This window comes from Frisingicoccus sp. (assembly GCF_048388605.1).
Classification (GTDB): domain Bacteria; phylum Bacillota; class Clostridia; order Lachnospirales; family Lachnospiraceae; genus Frisingicoccus.
This window is the reverse complement of the sequence record NZ_DBGCTU010000036.1, coordinates 64998-81663: the sequence shown is the minus strand read 5'-3', so window position 1 is coordinate 81663 and position 16666 is coordinate 64998. Positions and strand designations below refer to the sequence as shown.

Genomic DNA, 16666 nt, shown 5'->3' with positions numbered 1-16666 from the left:
ACTCTGAGAAATAGAGATACCCTGAAGAATATGCAAGTGTTGTAATGCACGCATTTCTGCAGGGTATCTCTATTTCTCTTTTTAATGGGTAGAAATCGGCATTAGCCGATTTCCCCTTTCTCACACTATTTGGCTATCTCTGCTATTAATTCCATCGACAATGCCTCTTTAACCGCACTGCTTATCTGTCTCAAATAGAGCTCTGCCCCATTTTACTTTTTGCAGATATAAGCCGCTTTCTTCCTTCAACTTTTACAAGATTTTCAATTTCTTTCAATGCATCTTTGGCAATCCATATCTGTGTCTTATTGCCGCCTTCTTTCAATTCATTTGCTAATATAACCGCTTTTTCATTATTGCAAAAATCAATTTTTCCAATTTCTCTTAATGCCCATGAGACTGCTTTTTTTACATGCTCATGCGGGTAAACCGAACATTCCCTGATCAACATTAAATACTCATCTATCGTATCTTCATCCAGTTTATCATCATGTATCGCTGAAGAAGCAATCAAGGTAAATGCCGCCCGCAATTTATACGTCTCCGAAGACTGGCTCCACTCCCTGATAAAACAGTCATAATCCTTCATTTTAATAATCAGGTTTTTACATAGATGATCGCACAAATCCCATGAAATCACATCACCCATAAGGTATTCTATATCGTCATGGGACATCTGCTTTTTATCAAATAAAAGTACCGCCAGAAGTCTGGCCTCATGATATTCGGTTTTCCACAATTCGAAAGCCAGTTCATTCGAGCGGCCGATTTCTTTAGCCAGTTTCCGTATATCTGCGGTAGAAACACCAATACTGTTTTCTTCCGGTATTCCCATTCTGACAACATTCTCTTTATACTTCTGTGAAGAACAGGCTTTCAATTTATTTATAATATCTGTACACGTCATTTGATCTCTCCGTTTCTTTTAATCGTCTATCATTTTTAAACTAAGGAAATGACGCTCAACTCGTACACTATACTTCAGCTCATAAGCCGGTATTCCACTGAAAATAGCATTCTCTATTTCAACGATTTCCTTTCCCAATTGTTCCTCATTCGCATACCATGCCAAAAATGTATTTACCTCTCCCCAAAATGATACTCCGGTGCTGCTGACGCCAAACAATGCATATTGCGGCGATTTTTTCCCTCCTTTAAACTTTTGCGAAGCTATCACCTTGTAACATTTCGTAACAACATGTTCATGCGGTGATGAAATTGTAATAACCCCGGTCACTTTATCCGGCTCCATTGCTTTTCCCTGTGCAATTTCAGTTGCCATTAAACTGTCTAAGGATAAGTTTAATTCGCGTGACAGAAGCAGTAATTTTTCCACTTCCGGGTAACCGGTTCCCTGCTCCCATTTTGAAACTGCCTGTCTGCTAACGCCCAGCATTTCTGCCAACTCTTCTTGAGAAAGATGCTTCTCTTTCCTGATCATCTGTAAATTTTCTGCAAAACTCATGCTGATTACCTCCATTCATAATTTTGAGATAATAACAGGATACAAACAAACCGCAGTAATTACCACCAACCTGTTTTTGCATTTTCGCCACCTGAAGTAGCGATCCGAGCCATATCCCTATTCGCATTGCAAGTATACCAGTTTTCTATCCATTTATTCATCTCTGTATTCGAATATCATCCATTTTTCATTCATATAAATTTCTATTGTATCATCTTTACCATATTGATACCCAAACCCACTTCCAAAATTTGACTGATCATCCTCCATCGGAATTTCAGTGCCGTCAACCGTTGATGTTATTTCTCCATCCATCGTACCGCAGCGCCCGGTTTCACCGCTTTCTCTTCCTGTGTCATAATACAGCTTGCCATTGACTCTTACCATAGGGATTCGATCCCACATAGCATCCGCTCCTGCCCGCTCTACCACAGTAATTTCATAGACCTCACCTAATTGTGCAGGATATGTTTCCATTATCTCTCCATTATAAACAACCTCTATCAAGTCGCCAACTTGTAATTCATGTTTTTCTTCATTTAATATACTGAACTTATCTGCTGAATTCAACTCTAAAGAACCATCTACAGGTTTTACTAAAATTGCATCATTGCTGCTTTCAATTATTTTTGCTTGAAATGTTACAGTCTCTTTAGTATTGTCTGCTGCATCAAGCATTTCCATTATATATAAACCCAAAGCGGCATCCGGCTTATAGATTCCCTGATAGGGTTGTTCCACATATTCTGTGCCTTTATCTTTATAATAAAAAAGTGTTGTCGTTTTATCCTCACAGTTTAAATTAATTGTAATATAGTCTACATTTGCAGGAGCATCCGTGATCGACTCCTTATTTGTTATTTCCATATCTGCCAGAACGTTGAAAAAATCGCTGATAAATTCATCGGCCTCTCCCTTTGCATCCGGTGAATATCCGGTTCTTTCTCCATCAGAAACACTAATAGATATAACTTCCTCCCCAGCCGGAAGCACAATAGGCCGCCCCGGTTTTCCACAGGCTGTCAGCAAAAAAATCATAAATACAATTGCTGCCGTTTTTTTTATTCGAATTTTCATATTCTACCCTCCCAGCAAACCCCTACTTACTGTTTATCATACCTCTGCGCTATTCTACAATATTCTCTATATAGCTATAATCAATTTTTCCTTTTATGACAGAATAGAAAAATGGGTCTTTTCTAATCGTATCACCTGAATTGATAATAAAATTATTCCAACCGTCTGCCTCACTACCATCGGATAGATAAATAGTTAATTTGAAGCTGTATCCAATATAGCCAATAGATAGCTTTGACCTCTTTACTTCAACATCATTCAAATTATCAATAATATATTGAATTTGCCCTTTGTCGGAAATATGTGTTGTATTTCCACTATTTCCATTAAAAACAGCAATTTCTTTAACCTCGTTATAATCTAAATTCATTAAGTCGATTGGAACACTATACCAAACAGCAATGCCGATCAGAAAAATTATTACGGCAGATAACAATATGAATATTTTCTTTTTCATGTCCGCTCCTTTGCCAATACCACTTTCTCCGGCAACTGCAATTTATATTCCGAAACCCGTTTTGTTATGTATTCTTCCCTCAATATACCCTCACTGTCAACATCGATAGAGACAAGTCAAAAAATACACTAAAAAGAGGTTTTAAACAGTTCAGCATTGAACGTTTCTTGCTATCCGTCCTAATTCAGGATCAATCCATTTTTTGTAATTCATTGATCGATGTTCCCCTCTTTTTAACTCACAAATTATAATCATCCCTTCTGCCATATCACAAGTATACCATGGCGAAGAGCTATATGACAAATGGTTTCCCTTTGCCATCCACAAAAAAAATTCCCTGCCGCCCGGATCTTATACTCCGGGCAACAGGGAATGCTGCTATCTTCCTGTATCTTATTTAAGCAACTGCAAAAGTGTTCTTCGGTCATTATCAGAAACACTCAATATATCCATAGATTGTTCTGCAGACCATCCCATTTTTTCCATAAGGTTCTTAATGTTATTTAACAGTGTCGAAATTCTTTCTTTCTGAGCCGCTTCTTCATTCATCTGTTGTATCGCCAAACACACATCAATCGCCTCCTCACCCTCATTTACCGCTATTTTTGCACCTACGCAGGCATTTAATACATCAACTTCCTCTCTTCCCAAATGACGGAAAGACTCGTCTGCATCCAATACCTTTTTCAATTCATCCTTGTCTCTTGCATACTTGATAAATGACAACACTTCTTTCAAAGAACTCTGGAATTTTCCGAAATCTTCATCCTCTATCGAAGCCGGTGCAAGCAAATTGACTTTGTAATCCGGGACCAGTGCAAGCACCCTCGCATCCTGCCCGGAAAACATTTCATGGATTGATAACGGGCCATCCCACTCTTTCGAGTCAAAATATACAACAAGTGTTATCACCGGCAATAAATAATCTTCTTTCATAAAGCCGGAAAGATATTCGTCGCTGCCGACATTTTTATAATCACCGGACAATCTGTGGGAAGCTATCGCTTCTTCCACCTGCTTCGCATATTGGAGCGCATCATAAACCATATTTTTTACTGGCATCGCATAATGGATATTTGACTGGTTCTCAATTGCCAGAAGAAGATATGCGGTACTTTTATCCATCATCGCAACCACGGATTTTATGACATCCCTTGTTTTTTGTACTGGCTGACCGGCTCCTCCTTTCCCGCCATAAGGAACATCAACCTCACGAGTATCCAGTTCCTTCAGGCTTTCTGGATGAATAATCTGTTCTCCATCATATACAAAATAGTTAAACGCATCCGCAAAAACTTCATTCTGTCTCATATATTTTGTTGTTACTGTATCTTTTACTCCCAGAGGATTCACCACCTATATTATATGCTTCCGCTATGCAAATATCCTTTCCTGTTACCTGTATCATAGCATAGCAATTCAGGTTTTACAAGCTGGAAAACCCTTTCTTCTCATAAGGCTCTGTTTTAATGCCGGTTACCTGATAGCCCGTCGCATCAATAGCCGTTTCCAGGGCTGATTCGTCAATCGGTTCCTCAGCGATAATTTCTGTAATATTTTTTGATGAGATGATGTTACTTTTTTCACTTTAAAATCCCGGCGTACAGCATCGATGATTGTCAAGAAAGCCTCCTTACTTTTCTCTTCTTATTTTTGTGGTATCTCAACTGTTAGGTCATCTGCCGGATTCCAAAATCGATATTCGACTTTACCGCCCTGAGCATTCAACTTATTTCTAAATTCAGATATTTTCAAAGCAAAATGAAAGTTCTTTTTAACTGACTGCTGAATTTGGGATTTTGGAATAAAAGAACTTCCCAGCCATTTCTTATTCTCTCCACAATATAGAGAAGACGAACAAATATGATTTTTCAAAATATCATTCAAGTCCTCCATAAGCAGCTTATATTCATCTATATCGGAAAAATAATGACAATGGCATTGAGCATAAGTCAGCGTAAACTCATCATCCAAATCGATAAACAATTTGCTGTCCTGATAAGGATTTAATACTGTAATGCAAACACAACCTTTTTCAAGATAACTATATTCCTCATTATCTTCCCCGCCCCTGTGAACTTCAAAATTATAATCCTGAAGCACACTTAATATCTCTTCCAGTTTATCCACCGGATTGATCTCCAATTCATTTTTCTGCCACTCCATAAAATATATTCCCCCGTTCCATCATTCAATTTGTTCGGTTCAATCTTTTCCATTTCCCACACCTGCGCCATATCGCTTCGACAAATATAACATAAAGGTCAGGCAGATCAGAATCTGAACAATCGTTGAAATAGGTATTCCTAGCCCAATATGGAATAAACTGACTCCTGGCAGCCTGCTGACCACCCATGATACGGGAATCCGTATACAGAAAGCTGCAAATATCCCCTGCAGCATGACAAAAGTCGTCTTTCCTAGGCCGCTGAAATATCCATTGAAACAGAATAGTTCTGCCGTCAGCAGACAGTCAATTCCATATGCCTTCAGATAATCTGCCGCCTGCCGGATTACCTCCCTGTCATTTGAAAAAATGGATGCCAGCACCCCGCCGTGGAAAAAGGCAGCGCAAAACATGACTGTACCTGCCAGAATGGAAGTTCCGATAGAGTAGTATAACGCTTTTTTCGCGCGTTCTAATTTTCCCGCCCCCACATTCTGGGCAACATAAGCAGATAAAGCCTGCATATATGCCGCTGGTACAAGCATAATGAAACCGCAAACCTTCTCGGCAACTCCAACTCCCGCCGACTTCGTAAGCCCCAGATTGTTGATGATCGCCATGATAACTAAAAAGGACAAACTCACCAGGGCATCCTGCATCGCCACCGGAACTCCATATTTTAGAATTTTTTTCATATAAAACCCGTCCGGCTTTATGTAGCTTTTAGTAAAACGAAAAGGCAGCTCTCTTTTGGAAATGATTACAAAAGAAAGCAGGACACTCACTGCCTGTGCAGCAATCGTTGCAAAGGCAGCGCCGGAGGCTCCCATTTTGAAAACTGCCACCATCAGCAAATCCCCGAAAATGTTCACAATGCAGGCAATGCTGACCGTGAGCAGGGGCATTTTCGAATCGCCGATTCCCCGAAATATACTGCCTAAGGCATTGAAAGCTGTAATGAAAATGATGCCTGAAGCACAAATCTGTAAATATTGCACTGTACCTTCATAGGCTTCCTCAGGGGCTCTTAACGCAGAGGCAAAGCTCCCGGCAAAACCGGCAAATATAATAGACATTATAACAGCGATGAAAAGAAAGAGGACAATGCCGCTTCCTATCACTTTTCCCGCCTGTTCCGGCTTCTTCTCCCCGATATACTGTCCCAGAAGAATCGTAACCCCCATCGCCAGCCCCGTAATTACCCCGGTAATGCTGTGCATCATCTGGCTGCCGGTAGCCACTGCCGACACATCAACTGTAGATGCAAACTTTCCTACAATCAGCAGGTCCACAGCCCCATACATGGACTGCAAAAACATTGCCAGCAAAATAGGCCCCGCAAATCTCATAAGCGGTCCCAGAATTTTCCCTTCTGTAAAATTATGGTTTTGCTTCATAATCGGTATTTCCTCCTGGTTTCTGAATTAAAAAATTCCCTGCCGCCCAAATTTTTTTCTCCAGGCAACAGGGAATGCTTCTTCCTTTAAGATTATTTTTTTTGCAGATGAAGGCCGCTATCTTCCAAACAACGAAAACCCTTTTTTCTCATAAGGCTCCGTTTTAATGCCGGTTACCTGATAGCCCGTCGCATCAATGGCCGCTTTCAGGGCTGATTCATTAATCGGTTCCTCTGCAATAATCTCTGTAATGTTTTTACGATGGGATGATGTTACTTTTTTCACTTTAAAATCCCGACGCACAGTATCATTAATATGGGCCTCACACATCTGGCAGGCCATACCTTCCACATTTAATGTTATTTTTACCATGGTTAGTTCCTCCTAATATTGAGTCTATTATAACCATGGCGCCGATAATTGTCAAGAAAGCATCTATAAATCTATATGGGTTCCAAAGTATTCCATGGTTGCCGCTTTATCCTTATGAATCTGATTTTTCAGTGCATCGATACCGTCAAATTTCATCTCCGGCCGCTCAAAACGAAAGAGCTGTACCTCAATCTCTTTGCCGTAAAGGCTGCCCGAAAAATCATAAACATAAGTTTCCATCCGTTTGCTGTTATTATCCGCAATGGTTGGATTGAAGCCGATGTTGGTGACTGAATGATAAACATAATCTCCGACGATCGTCCGCGAGGAATAAACGCCGTTCGGCGGCATGATCTTATGCAGCGGCGGCACCACATTGGCCGTCGGCATACCCAGTTTCCGGCCAAGCTGGCGTCCATGGATCACCTCTCCGCCCACAGCAAAAGGAGCGCCCAGCATCTTTGCGGCAAATTCCATATCGCCCCGGCGGATGGCTTCGCGGATCAGAGTGCTGCTCACATCCCGCATTTCTTTCCGACCGGTAAACTGTCCATCCTCATAGATCGGCGTTTCAATCTGAAGTTTTGCGCAGACGTCCGCCTTAAATCCCATGATTTTGCCGAGTTCTCTCAACATTTCCACATTTCCCCGCCGCTCATGCCCAAAATGGAAATCGCTGCCGGAAACAATAACCTTCGCACCAAGCCCGTCCACAAGAACATTTTTTACGAAATCCTCCGGCTCAATACCGGAAGTCTCTTTCGTAAAAGGAAATTCGATCAGCACGTCAATGCCCATCTTCTCCGCCCATTTAATCCGTTCCTCACGGGTAAAAATCAAATCCAGCGGCTTATTGGACAGCAGTGAGGCCGGATGGAAATCAAAGGTGAACATCACCGCCTGCAGGCCCTCCGCCTTATGCTGCTTAATTTTCTCTATTAAAATCTGGTGTCCCCGATGAAGGCCATCAAATTTTCCCAGAGCTACCGCTGTATCTTTCAAATGTATATCTCTTGTTCCTGTAATATATTTCATGATGAATCTCCTACCGATTACACAAACATTTTTTCATTCTTAAACATTCTGCGCCGTCCGTCATACACATAAACCGCACAGAATCTTCCCTGACTGTCATAAACCCGAAACTTTTCACCGGATACCGGTTCTCTTTTTTCTTCAAGAATCAGGTCCTTTCTGTAAAACATATTGCCATTATAGAGAAGCCGGTCCGCAGCCGCATCGACGCGCCCCGCAGGCCACATGGCAAACATACTGTCAATGGAACGGATCACTGAATCAATCTGCCGGTTTTGAACATATTTCTCCACCTCCGCCAACGTCAGCGCATCCTCTATTTTAAAAACGCCAACCTGAATCCGCGTAAGCTTTTCCATTGCCGCGCCGCAGCCCAGTTTCCCGCCGATATCATGACACAGTGTTCGGATATAGGTTCCTTTGGAGCAATGCACACGCATATGTACGTGAATCCCGTCCGCCTCAAATTCCAATAATTCCAAATCAAAGATCTGTACCCGGCGGGGCTTTCTCTCAACAACCTGGCCCTCTCTGGCCAGCTCATATAATTTCTTTCCCTGCACCTTCAATGCCGAATACATCGGCGGAATCTGACTGTAATCGCCGCGGAACTGTTCCAATACCGCCTCCAGCGCCTCTCCAGACACGCTGACCGGCGACTCCTTTAAAATCCTGCCCGTCATATCCTGGGTATCCGTCACCACGCCAAGCCGCATAACCGTTTCATAAACTTTATCCTTATCCGTCAGCAGATCGCAGACCTTTGTTCCCTTGCCGAGACAAACCGGGAGCACGCCGACCGCCTCCGGGTCCAGCGTGCCGGTATGCCCGATTTTCTTTTGCTTTAATATGCCCCGAAGCTTTGCCACCACATCATGGGATGTGAAGCCCGCTTCCTTATAGATATTAATAATTCCATTATACATCCGCTTAAAGCTGCCCTTCTATCGCTTCTAAAAATATTTTCAGAGGCTCCTCAAAACTGCCCTGCACCGTGCAGCCCGCCGCCCGCACATGACCGCCGCCGCCAAGGAGAGATGCCACCCGATTCACATCCACATAGCGTTTCGAGCGAAAACTGAACTTACATGTTCCCTCTTCCGTTTCGGAAATGAGAATAGCCACCTCAGTGCCCTTTGTCAAACGAAGCTGATCCACAATGCCTTCCAGATCATTATGGTCGGCTCCAAATTGAGCAAACATCGCCCGGTCCACAACCGTATAGATACAGCGGCCGTCAAAAACCCGGACACTGTTCAGCAGCGCCTGCCCCATCAGCCGGTTCTGAACATAAGTACGCTCATAAAACACTTCGTCGATCCACCGGCTGCTGTCCACGCCGATCGCCATCAAATGTCCCGCGATCCGCATAGTATGCTCACTGGTGCTGGAATACTTAAATACGCCCGAATCACAGATGATTCCCATATAAAGGGCTTCTGCGGCATCCAGATGAATCTTATCCTCATCCAGCAGATCATATACGACCTCACTGGCAGAGCTTGCCTCCGGCACCACATGGTTTATCTCTGCAAATTTCGTATTACTCACGTGATGGTCAATATTGACCGTTGACTTTGCTGAATCAAAATACATTTCAACGCCCTTTGTCATGCGGTCCTTCTGGCTGACATCCAGGCAGACAAAAAGGTCATAACTCTTCGGCTCTGATCCCGGCTGGCAAATATCCTCCGTATGCTTTACCATCTTATAATTATCCGCGATCGGTTCCAAATAAATATCTACGGAAATATCCGGATAATTTTCTGTAATATAATTATAAAGTCCCATGCAGGAGCCGACACAGTCACCATCGGGATGGGTATGCCCCGCGATGGCAATGGTCCGGCTCTTCATGATCTGATTTTCAAGAAAGCTCCTCATCCTCATCTTCCTCTTTTAAATCCTTATTGACTTCCGAAATCATTTTCGACATATGAACACCGTACTCAATGGACTGGTCCATAATAAAGGTAATCGCCGGCGTATTTCTCAGGTTGACTGAATGGGCCAGTTCCTTGCGGATAAAGCCCATCGCGCTGTTTAAGCCCTCCAATGTGGATTCCTGAACAGCTTCATCTCCGAGAACACTGATATAAGCCTTGCAGCTCTTTAAATCCGGAGCAACCTCCACCGCCACCACGGAGGTCAGCGATGAAATGCGGGGATCTTTAATCTCTCTTGAGATAATACGTCCCAGCTCCCGCTGGACCTCGCCGTTGATACGGGTATTTTTAATACTGTTTTTTCTCATAAAATTCCTTTCTATCTTGGAACTTCTTCCATAACAAAGACTTCTAACTGATCGCCCTCTTTAATATCATTATATTTTTCAAGGGACATACCACATTCATAGCCGGCAGCCACTTCTTTAACATCATCTTTAAATCGTTTCAGGGACGCCAGCTCGCCTTCATGAATCACTACATTGTCACGAAGCAAACGCACTTTGGAGTTACGCTCTATCTTACCGTCAAGCACATAACCGCCGATGATCGTACCAACGCCGGATACCTTGTAAGTCTGGCGCACCTCGGCATGACCGGTAATCTTCTCCCGGAATTCAGGGTCGAGCATACCCTTCATCGCCGCCTCAATATCTTCAATCGCATTGTAAATAACACGATACAAACGCATATCGACTTTTTCCGACTCTGCCACTGTCTTCGCCATATTATCCGGGCGCACATTAAAACCAATGATGATCGCATTGGATGTGGAAGCCAGTGTAACGTCGGACTCATTGATCGCGCCGACGCCGCCATGGATAATCTTAATGGCTACTTCATCATTGGAAAGCTTCAGAAGACTCTGTTTCACCGCTTCCACCGATCCCTGAACGTCAGCCTTGACAATCAGATTCAATTCCTTGATCTGTCCGGCCTGGATCTGATCAAACAAACCGTCCAGAGATAACTTGGATTTCGTATCCGCCAGCAGTTTTTCCTTCTTCTGAGCAATGAATGTCTCGGAAATAGAACGGGCTTCTTTTTCTGTATTTGTAGAAATAAATACCTCTCCGGCTTCCGGCACATCATTTAATCCGAGAATCTCCACAGGAATAGAAGGACCGGCCTCTTTCACACGGCGTCCCTTATCATCCACCATGGCTCGAACTTTACCGAAAGCAGAACCAATAGCCAGACAATCGCCGACACGGAGTGTTCCCTTCTGAACAAGCACCGTTGCCACAGGGCCCTTGCCCTTATCGAGCTGAGCTTCTATAACAAGTCCTCTGGCCCTCCGGTTTGGATTTGCCTTTAATTCACACATTTCAGCCTGGAGAAGAATGGAATCCAGCAGCTCATCCAATCCCTCGCCGGTATGGGCGGATACCGGTACAAATAATGTTGTTCCGCCCCAATCCTCAGGAATCAATTCATATTCGGTCAATTCCTGTTTGACACGCTCCACATTGGCGCTTGGCTTATCAATCTTGTTGATAGCAACAATGACTTCAATGCCGGCAGCCTTGGCATGGCTGATCGCTTCGATCGTCTGCGGCATAACGCCGTCATCGGCAGCAACAACCAAAATCGCAATATCTGTGGACTGGGCGCCCCTCAGACGCATGGCTGTGAAAGCCTCATGGCCCGGAGTATCCAGGAAAGTGATCTTCTCACCCTTTACATCGACAACATAGGCGCCGATATGCTGGGTAATGCCGCCGGCTTCACCTGTGGTCACATGGGTATTTCGAATGGCATCCAAAATAGATGTTTTACCATGGTCAACATGGCCCATAACACAGACAACCGGTGGTCTTGGCTGCAGATCTTCTTCCTTCTCTTCCTCTTCTTTGAGAATCTCTTCAATTGGGTCGATAACCACTTCATGTTCACAGAGCACATCGTATTCCAATGCAATCTCTTCGGCCTCATCATAAGTGATCTCCGTATTCAATGTAACCATCTTACCGCCGAGGAATAATTTCTTTACAATCTCTGCGGCGGAAATCTTCATCTTGTCTCCCAGTTCCTTAATTGTAACCACTTCCGGAAGAACGATATTGGTCACCTTTTCCACAACCGGCTTCGGCTTCTGTGTCGGCGGCTGAAGATTGGATTTTTTGGACAATGGCTTGCCGCCGAAACCTTTCTTGCTGCTTCTTCCATCAGTTACACTCTTCACCGGTTTCTCTTTGTCTTTATAGTTTCTCCGATTTTCGCGGCTTGTATCCTTGGAAACAACCACTTCTTTGCTGATAGCGCTGTCCAGATTGAACTTACCTTCACCGCGGCCGCCGCGATTATTATTATAACCGCCCTGACGGTTCTGACCGCCATTGTTGTATGGACGGCGTTCGCCATTGCCTCCCTGGCGGTTCTGGCCTCCGTTATTGTTATATGGGCGACGTTCACTGCTGCCTCCCTGGCGGTTCTGACCGCCATTGTTGTATGGACGGCGTTCACCATTGCCGCCCTGACGGTTCTGACCGTTATTATTGTATGGACGGCGCTCACCATTACCGCCCTGACGATTCTGACCGCCGTTATTGTTGTATGGACGGCGCTCACCGCTGCCTCCCTGGCGGTTCTGACCGCCGTTATTATTATATGGGCGGCGCTCGCCATTGCCTCCTTGGCGGTTCTGACCGCCGTTATTATTGTATGGACGGCGTTCACCATTACCGCCCTGACGGTTCTGACCGTTATTATTATATGGGCGGCGTTCACCGCTGCCTCCCTGGCGGTTCTGGCTGCCGGTGTTCGGCCGATGCTCATTCTGAGCCGGAACAGTTCTTACCGGCGCTTTTTCCGGCGCGGCCGCTTTTGGCGCGGCTGTTTTTGGCCCAGCTGTTTTTGGCGCTTCCGGCTTTTTCACCGGCGGCGCCGTGAAATACTTCCTGATCTTATCCGCATTTTCCTCGCCGATCGTACTCATATGGCTCTCCACAAGCACTCCATGGCCCTTCAATGCGTAAATAATGTCTTTGCTGCTTTTATTTAATTCTTTTGCTAATTCATGTACTCTTATTTTTGACATATACCTACCTCCGTCTACATCCGTTCTGAATCAATCTGTTTCTTTATGGCGTTACAAAAACCAGTATCTTCCAAAGCTAAAGAGGCCCGAAGCTCTCTCCCGATGGAAGCTCCCAATGTCTCTTTCGTACCATAAATATACATAGGCACTTTATAAAAGGTACACATATTTGTAAACTTTTTCTTTGTATTATCCGAAGCATCCGACGCCACGATCACCAGCGTCCCTTTTCCGCTTTTTACCGATTTCTCTGTGGAAAATTCACCGCTTTGAATCCTCCCGGCTTTCGCAGCCAGACCAAGATAAGACAACACTTTATCCCTTGTCAATATGGCTCATCTCCTCTTCTAACTGCTGATATACCGATTCCGGTATGGCTGTCTTCAGGGAACGTTCCAATCCCCGGTTTTTCATAGCCATTTTCAGGCAGTCCATATTCGGACAAATATAGGCTCCCCGGCCGTTTTTCCTTCCGGTGGCATCGATACAGATCTCATTTTCCGCTGTCCGGATGACTCGAATCATTTCCCTCTTATTTTTCATTTCCCGGCAGCCTGTACACTGCCGCATAGGCACTTTTTTTGTAACCATTATTCCTCCGAATCCCGGATTTCCATATCTTCGGAAACCGCCGTTTCATCGGCATCCGCCATGATATCATCTTCCTCATAACCCTCGTCGGCATAGCCATCCTCAGTATAGCCTTCTTCATCATATTCATCTTCGGCATAACCTTCAGATTCGGCTTCTTCATAAGCCTGGGACTCGCTCTTAATATCGATCTTATATCCTGTCAGCCGGGCAGCCAGTCTGGCATTCTGGCCCTCTTTGCCGATCGCCAGAGACAACTGATAATCCGGCACGATAACAGAAGCTGTTTTTCCCTCTTCATCCGCATATACGGAAACAACCTTTGCCGGACTTAAAGCATTTTCAATAAACACTGCCGGATCCTCACTCCAGTTCACGATATCGATTTTCTCTCCGCGGAGCTCGTCAACGACCGCGCCGACTCTGGAGCCGTTCACACCGACACAGGCTCCTACCGGGTCCACATCCGGATGATTGGAGCGCACGGCAATCTTTGTTCTGGAACCGGCCTCACGGGAAATGCTGCAGATTTCCACCGTACCGTCCCGAACTTCCGCAACTTCGTATTCAAATAAACGTTTTACCAACTCCGGATGAGTTCTGGATACCGTAATCTTCGGACCCTTTGTCGTATCCTTTACTTCGACAACATAGAGTTTTATTCTCTCTGTCGGCTGGAAGTATTCGCCCTTCACCTGTTCGGCTTCCGTCAGCACCGTATCTACCTTTCCGAGATTAATGCTGATATTGCGGCCCGAATAACGCTGTACGATACCTGTCACAATATCCCGCTCTTTATCAAAATACTGATGATACAGGGATTTTCTCTCTTCCTCACGAATCTTCTGGACAACCACCTGCTTTGCCTTCTGAGCGGCGATACGTCCAAAATTTCTCGGTGTTACTTCTATATGAACGATGTCTCCCAACTCGCAGTGGATATCTCTCAGGCGGGCATTTGCCAGGCTGATCTGAAGCACATCGTCATCAACCTCTTCCACTACCTCTTTCTCCGCATAAACAACCACATTTCCGGTTTCTCTGTCGATATTTACCCGGATATTGTCCGCTTTGCCATACTCATTTTTACAGGCGGCAACCAGTGAATTTTCCATAGCTTCCAGCAAAATATCCTTGCTGATGCCTTTTTCCTTCTCAATCTGATTCAAAGCTTCAATTAATTCGTGTCCGTTATTCATTTTTTAAATTCCTCCTGTTCTTAGTAGAAAAACGCCAACCGGATTAAAGCCACATCCGAACGATTAAAAACCATGACGGAGTCATCATCCATCTCAATGGTAACCGTTTCTTTATCGTAATCTGTTAATACGCCGACAAATTCTTTTTCTTTATTCAATGCTTTATACAGCTTAATTTCCACATCTTTTCCGATACTTCTCGCAAAATCCTTTTCCTTCTTCAAAGGCCGGTCCAATCCCGGAGAGCTGACTTCAAAAATATAATTTTCCGAAATGTAATCTTCCCTGTCCAGAATTTCTTCAAAAGCACGACTGATCAATTCGCAGTCATCTACGGTGATACCGCCTTCTTTATCGATGAATACCCGCAAATACCAGTTTGCTCCTTCTTTAACCCATTCCACATCCACCAGCTCAAAATGATTTTCATCAATCAGCGGCTGAATCAATGCTTCCGTTCTGCTTTCATAATCTTTCTTTGCCAATTCGCTATCTCTCCTTGCTGCTCCCCAATAGAGCATATTGTGGAAAAAAATTCCCTAAACACGTACAAAGAGTGGACTCACGTCCACTCTTCTAGTTTCATCATAATCTGTTATCTTAATCAGTGTACCACCATTCCAGCCAAAATGCAAGTCTTTTTCAAGAAACCCTTAGCTTTCTTTCCTTAATAAATCTACAGAAATAGAAGTTTCAGAAAATACATGTCGTCTTTTTCGTCGACATTTTTCAAGCCGTATGCTATACTTTTTTTATGAGACTTTCTAAAGGAGGCCCACGAATGGCGACTCTATTTTCTACTTTACTTACAAATCATATAACGAACAAGAACATCAAAACTCCCCTGCTGGCCCAATATTGCAATATGGACCGCTCGAATATGTACAAACTTTTAAAGGGCAAACGCAATCCTGCATCTGAGGACACTGTTCATAAAATTTCAGATTATATACGCCTGACTCCTCTGGAACGGCGTGAATTGCTGGAAGCCTATAAAATCACACTTATAGGGCCTGATACATTTTACAGGCGAAGAGATGTACAGGAATTTATTCAGTATTTCACCGAAAAGCTTCCTGAATTTCCTTCAATTTATACAGATTTTTCCTCTACGCTTTTTCCGTCTGAACACTCTGATTCGATATTCCTCTCAGGAAAGCATCAGATCGATACTACCCTCCAATGTGTTCTTTCTGCTGAAGCGCAAAAAAGTTCAGGACATTTAAAACTTATTTTCCAGCCTGAACACAATTATATGGATATCCTTATATCGACAACTAAAAATCAACCGTCACTTACAGTTGAACATATTATATGTTTAAATAACAACAGTGCCATTACGGCGGAAAAAAGGGATTACAATTTATCCTGTCTCAAAAAAATGATTCCGATATATACTTCCTGCTCCTGCAGATACACTCCGTATTATTATTACGACAGTATCCTGACTCGGGACAGTATATTTACCCTTTTTTCATCAGCAGTTATCACCTCAGACTATGTCCTGGCTTTTTCGCCGGAATTGGAAAGCGGTATATTATACGATAATAAACAGATACAAAAACAATTTCATATACTATTTAAACAACTAAAATCAGAAACAAAACCTCTGGTGTATATTCCTGACTCGATATTTTCTCAATTAGATTATTTTAAACGACTGAATATCGGCAAAAATTCCGGTTTTTCATTCCAGAAAGAACCCTGCCTCATACCTCTTCTTCCGGCTTTTTTCCCAGAAAAATATATTGCCCGGAATTTGCCAAACAGGGATCTATTTATCTCTGTCGCAAGAGAATACATAAGCCAACGCGCAGTTGACTTTAAAAACGGCCTGATAACATTCTTTTTTACTGAAAATGGCCTCCGGCACTTTTTAAGTACCGGTCATATTTCCGAACTTCCGAATTCATTTTATGA

17 protein-coding genes are annotated in these 16666 nt (G+C 43.6%); all 17 read right to left on the bottom strand.

Going from position 1 to position 16666, the window contains the following annotated elements:
* Window positions 1–190 precede the first annotated feature (190 nt).
* Window positions 191–907: a DNA alkylation repair protein gene (locus ACMN7X_RS09625; RefSeq protein ID WP_418747251.1), complete on the bottom strand. Its 717-nt coding sequence runs from the start codon at window positions 905–907 to the stop codon at window positions 191–193.
* An 18-nt stretch (window positions 908–925) separates the two neighbouring features.
* Complete coding sequence (locus ACMN7X_RS09620; RefSeq protein ID WP_418747250.1) at window positions 926–1465, bottom strand: helix-turn-helix transcriptional regulator; 540 nt, start codon at window positions 1463–1465, stop codon at window positions 926–928.
* A gap of 153 nt (window positions 1466–1618) precedes the next feature.
* Complete coding sequence (locus ACMN7X_RS09615) at window positions 1619–2542, bottom strand: DUF5301 domain-containing protein (protein WP_418747249.1); 924 nt, start codon at window positions 2540–2542, stop codon at window positions 1619–1621.
* A 49-nt stretch (window positions 2543–2591) separates the two neighbouring features.
* Window positions 2592–2999 carry a hypothetical protein gene (locus ACMN7X_RS09610; protein WP_418747248.1) on the bottom strand — a complete coding sequence of 136 codons (408 nt, stop codon included), beginning with the start codon at window positions 2997–2999 and terminating at the stop codon, window positions 2592–2594.
* A 393-nt stretch (window positions 3000–3392) separates the two neighbouring features.
* Complete coding sequence (locus ACMN7X_RS09605) at window positions 3393–4355, bottom strand: hypothetical protein (RefSeq protein WP_418747247.1); 963 nt, start codon at window positions 4353–4355, stop codon at window positions 3393–3395.
* A gap of 291 nt (window positions 4356–4646) precedes the next feature.
* Window positions 4647–5165 (bottom strand): hypothetical protein, encoded by a 519-nt coding sequence (locus ACMN7X_RS09600; protein WP_418747246.1) that lies wholly within the window; start codon window positions 5163–5165, stop codon window positions 4647–4649.
* 39 nt (window positions 5166–5204) lie between these two features.
* Window positions 5205–6563, bottom strand: coding sequence for an MATE family efflux transporter (locus ACMN7X_RS09595; protein WP_418747245.1), 1359 nt, complete (start codon window positions 6561–6563; stop codon window positions 5205–5207).
* Between the two features lie 117 nt (window positions 6564–6680).
* A complete protein-coding gene (locus ACMN7X_RS09590; protein WP_418747244.1) occupies window positions 6681–6935 on the bottom strand; it encodes a heavy-metal-associated domain-containing protein in 255 nt (84 codons plus the stop codon).
* 63 nt (window positions 6936–6998) lie between these two features.
* Window positions 6999–7970: a bifunctional riboflavin kinase/FAD synthetase gene (locus ACMN7X_RS09585; protein ID WP_418747243.1), complete on the bottom strand. Its 972-nt coding sequence runs from the start codon at window positions 7968–7970 to the stop codon at window positions 6999–7001.
* A gap of 17 nt (window positions 7971–7987) precedes the next feature.
* A complete protein-coding gene (gene truB / locus ACMN7X_RS09580; RefSeq protein WP_418747242.1) occupies window positions 7988–8896 on the bottom strand; it encodes a tRNA pseudouridine(55) synthase TruB in 909 nt (302 codons plus the stop codon).
* Window positions 8897–8900: 4 nt separating this feature from the next.
* Entirely contained in the window at window positions 8901–9854 is a 954-nt protein-coding gene (locus ACMN7X_RS09575; protein ID WP_418747241.1) for a DHH family phosphoesterase, read from the bottom strand.
* Window positions 9838–10224, bottom strand: coding sequence for a 30S ribosome-binding factor RbfA (gene rbfA, locus ACMN7X_RS09570; RefSeq protein WP_418747240.1), 387 nt, complete (start codon window positions 10222–10224; stop codon window positions 9838–9840). Before rbfA ends, ACMN7X_RS09575 begins: the two co-directional genes overlap by 17 nt.
* An 11-nt stretch (window positions 10225–10235) precedes the next feature.
* The gene (gene infB / locus ACMN7X_RS09565; protein ID WP_418747239.1) at window positions 10236–12956 is read right to left on the bottom strand and encodes a translation initiation factor IF-2; all 2721 of its coding nucleotides are present in this window, start codon (window positions 12954–12956) and stop codon (window positions 10236–10238) included.
* 14 nt (window positions 12957–12970) lie between these two features.
* Window positions 12971–13285 (bottom strand): L7Ae/L30e/S12e/Gadd45 family ribosomal protein, encoded by a 315-nt coding sequence (locus tag ACMN7X_RS09560; protein ID WP_418747238.1) that lies wholly within the window; start codon window positions 13283–13285, stop codon window positions 12971–12973.
* On the bottom strand, window positions 13272–13547 hold the full coding sequence (rnpM, locus tag ACMN7X_RS09555; protein WP_418747237.1) for an RNase P modulator RnpM: 276 nt from the start codon (window positions 13545–13547) through the stop codon (window positions 13272–13274). The genes ACMN7X_RS09560 and rnpM overlap by 14 nt, the downstream gene beginning before the upstream one ends.
* The gene (gene nusA, locus ACMN7X_RS09550) at window positions 13547–14746 is read right to left on the bottom strand and encodes a transcription termination factor NusA (RefSeq protein ID WP_418747236.1); all 1200 of its coding nucleotides are present in this window, start codon (window positions 14744–14746) and stop codon (window positions 13547–13549) included. The genes rnpM and nusA overlap by 1 nt, the downstream gene beginning before the upstream one ends.
* A gap of 20 nt (window positions 14747–14766) precedes the next feature.
* Window positions 14767–15231, bottom strand: a complete 465-nt coding sequence (gene rimP, locus ACMN7X_RS09545) for a ribosome maturation factor RimP (protein WP_418747235.1) — start codon at window positions 15229–15231, stop codon at window positions 14767–14769.
* Window positions 15232–16666: the final 1435 nt, after the last annotated feature.

Coding starts and splice junctions, on each gene's coding strand:
- ACMN7X_RS09590 (WP_418747244.1), bottom strand. CDS start 6,935: ATGGTAAAAATAACATTAAATGTGGAAGGTATGGCCTGCCAGATGTGT.
- ACMN7X_RS09595 (WP_418747245.1), bottom strand. CDS start 6,563: ATGAAGCAAAACCATAATTTTACAGAAGGGAAAATTCTGGGACCGCTT.
- nusA (WP_418747236.1), bottom strand. CDS start 14,746: ATGAATAACGGACACGAATTAATTGAAGCTTTGAATCAGATTGAGAAG.
- ACMN7X_RS09575 (WP_418747241.1), bottom strand. CDS start 9,854: ATGAGGAGCTTTCTTGAAAATCAGATCATGAAGAGCCGGACCATTGCC.
- infB (WP_418747239.1), bottom strand. CDS start 12,956: ATGTCAAAAATAAGAGTACATGAATTAGCAAAAGAATTAAATAAAAGC.
- truB (WP_418747242.1), bottom strand. CDS start 8,896: ATGTATAATGGAATTATTAATATCTATAAGGAAGCGGGCTTCACATCC.
- ACMN7X_RS09610 (WP_418747248.1), bottom strand. CDS start 2,999: ATGAAAAAGAAAATATTCATATTGTTATCTGCCGTAATAATTTTTCTG.
- rbfA (WP_418747240.1), bottom strand. CDS start 10,224: ATGAGAAAAAACAGTATTAAAAATACCCGTATCAACGGCGAGGTCCAG.
- ACMN7X_RS09625 (WP_418747251.1), bottom strand. CDS start 907: ATGACGTGTACAGATATTATAAATAAATTGAAAGCCTGTTCTTCACAG.
- ACMN7X_RS09585 (WP_418747243.1), bottom strand. CDS start 7,970: ATGAAATATATTACAGGAACAAGAGATATACATTTGAAAGATACAGCG.
- ACMN7X_RS09615 (WP_418747249.1), bottom strand. CDS start 2,542: ATGAAAATTCGAATAAAAAAAACGGCAGCAATTGTATTTATGATTTTT.
- ACMN7X_RS09600 (WP_418747246.1), bottom strand. CDS start 5,165: ATGGAGTGGCAGAAAAATGAATTGGAGATCAATCCGGTGGATAAACTG.
- ACMN7X_RS09620 (WP_418747250.1), bottom strand. CDS start 1,465: ATGAGTTTTGCAGAAAATTTACAGATGATCAGGAAAGAGAAGCATCTT.
- rnpM (WP_418747237.1), bottom strand. CDS start 13,547: ATGGTTACAAAAAAAGTGCCTATGCGGCAGTGTACAGGCTGCCGGGAA.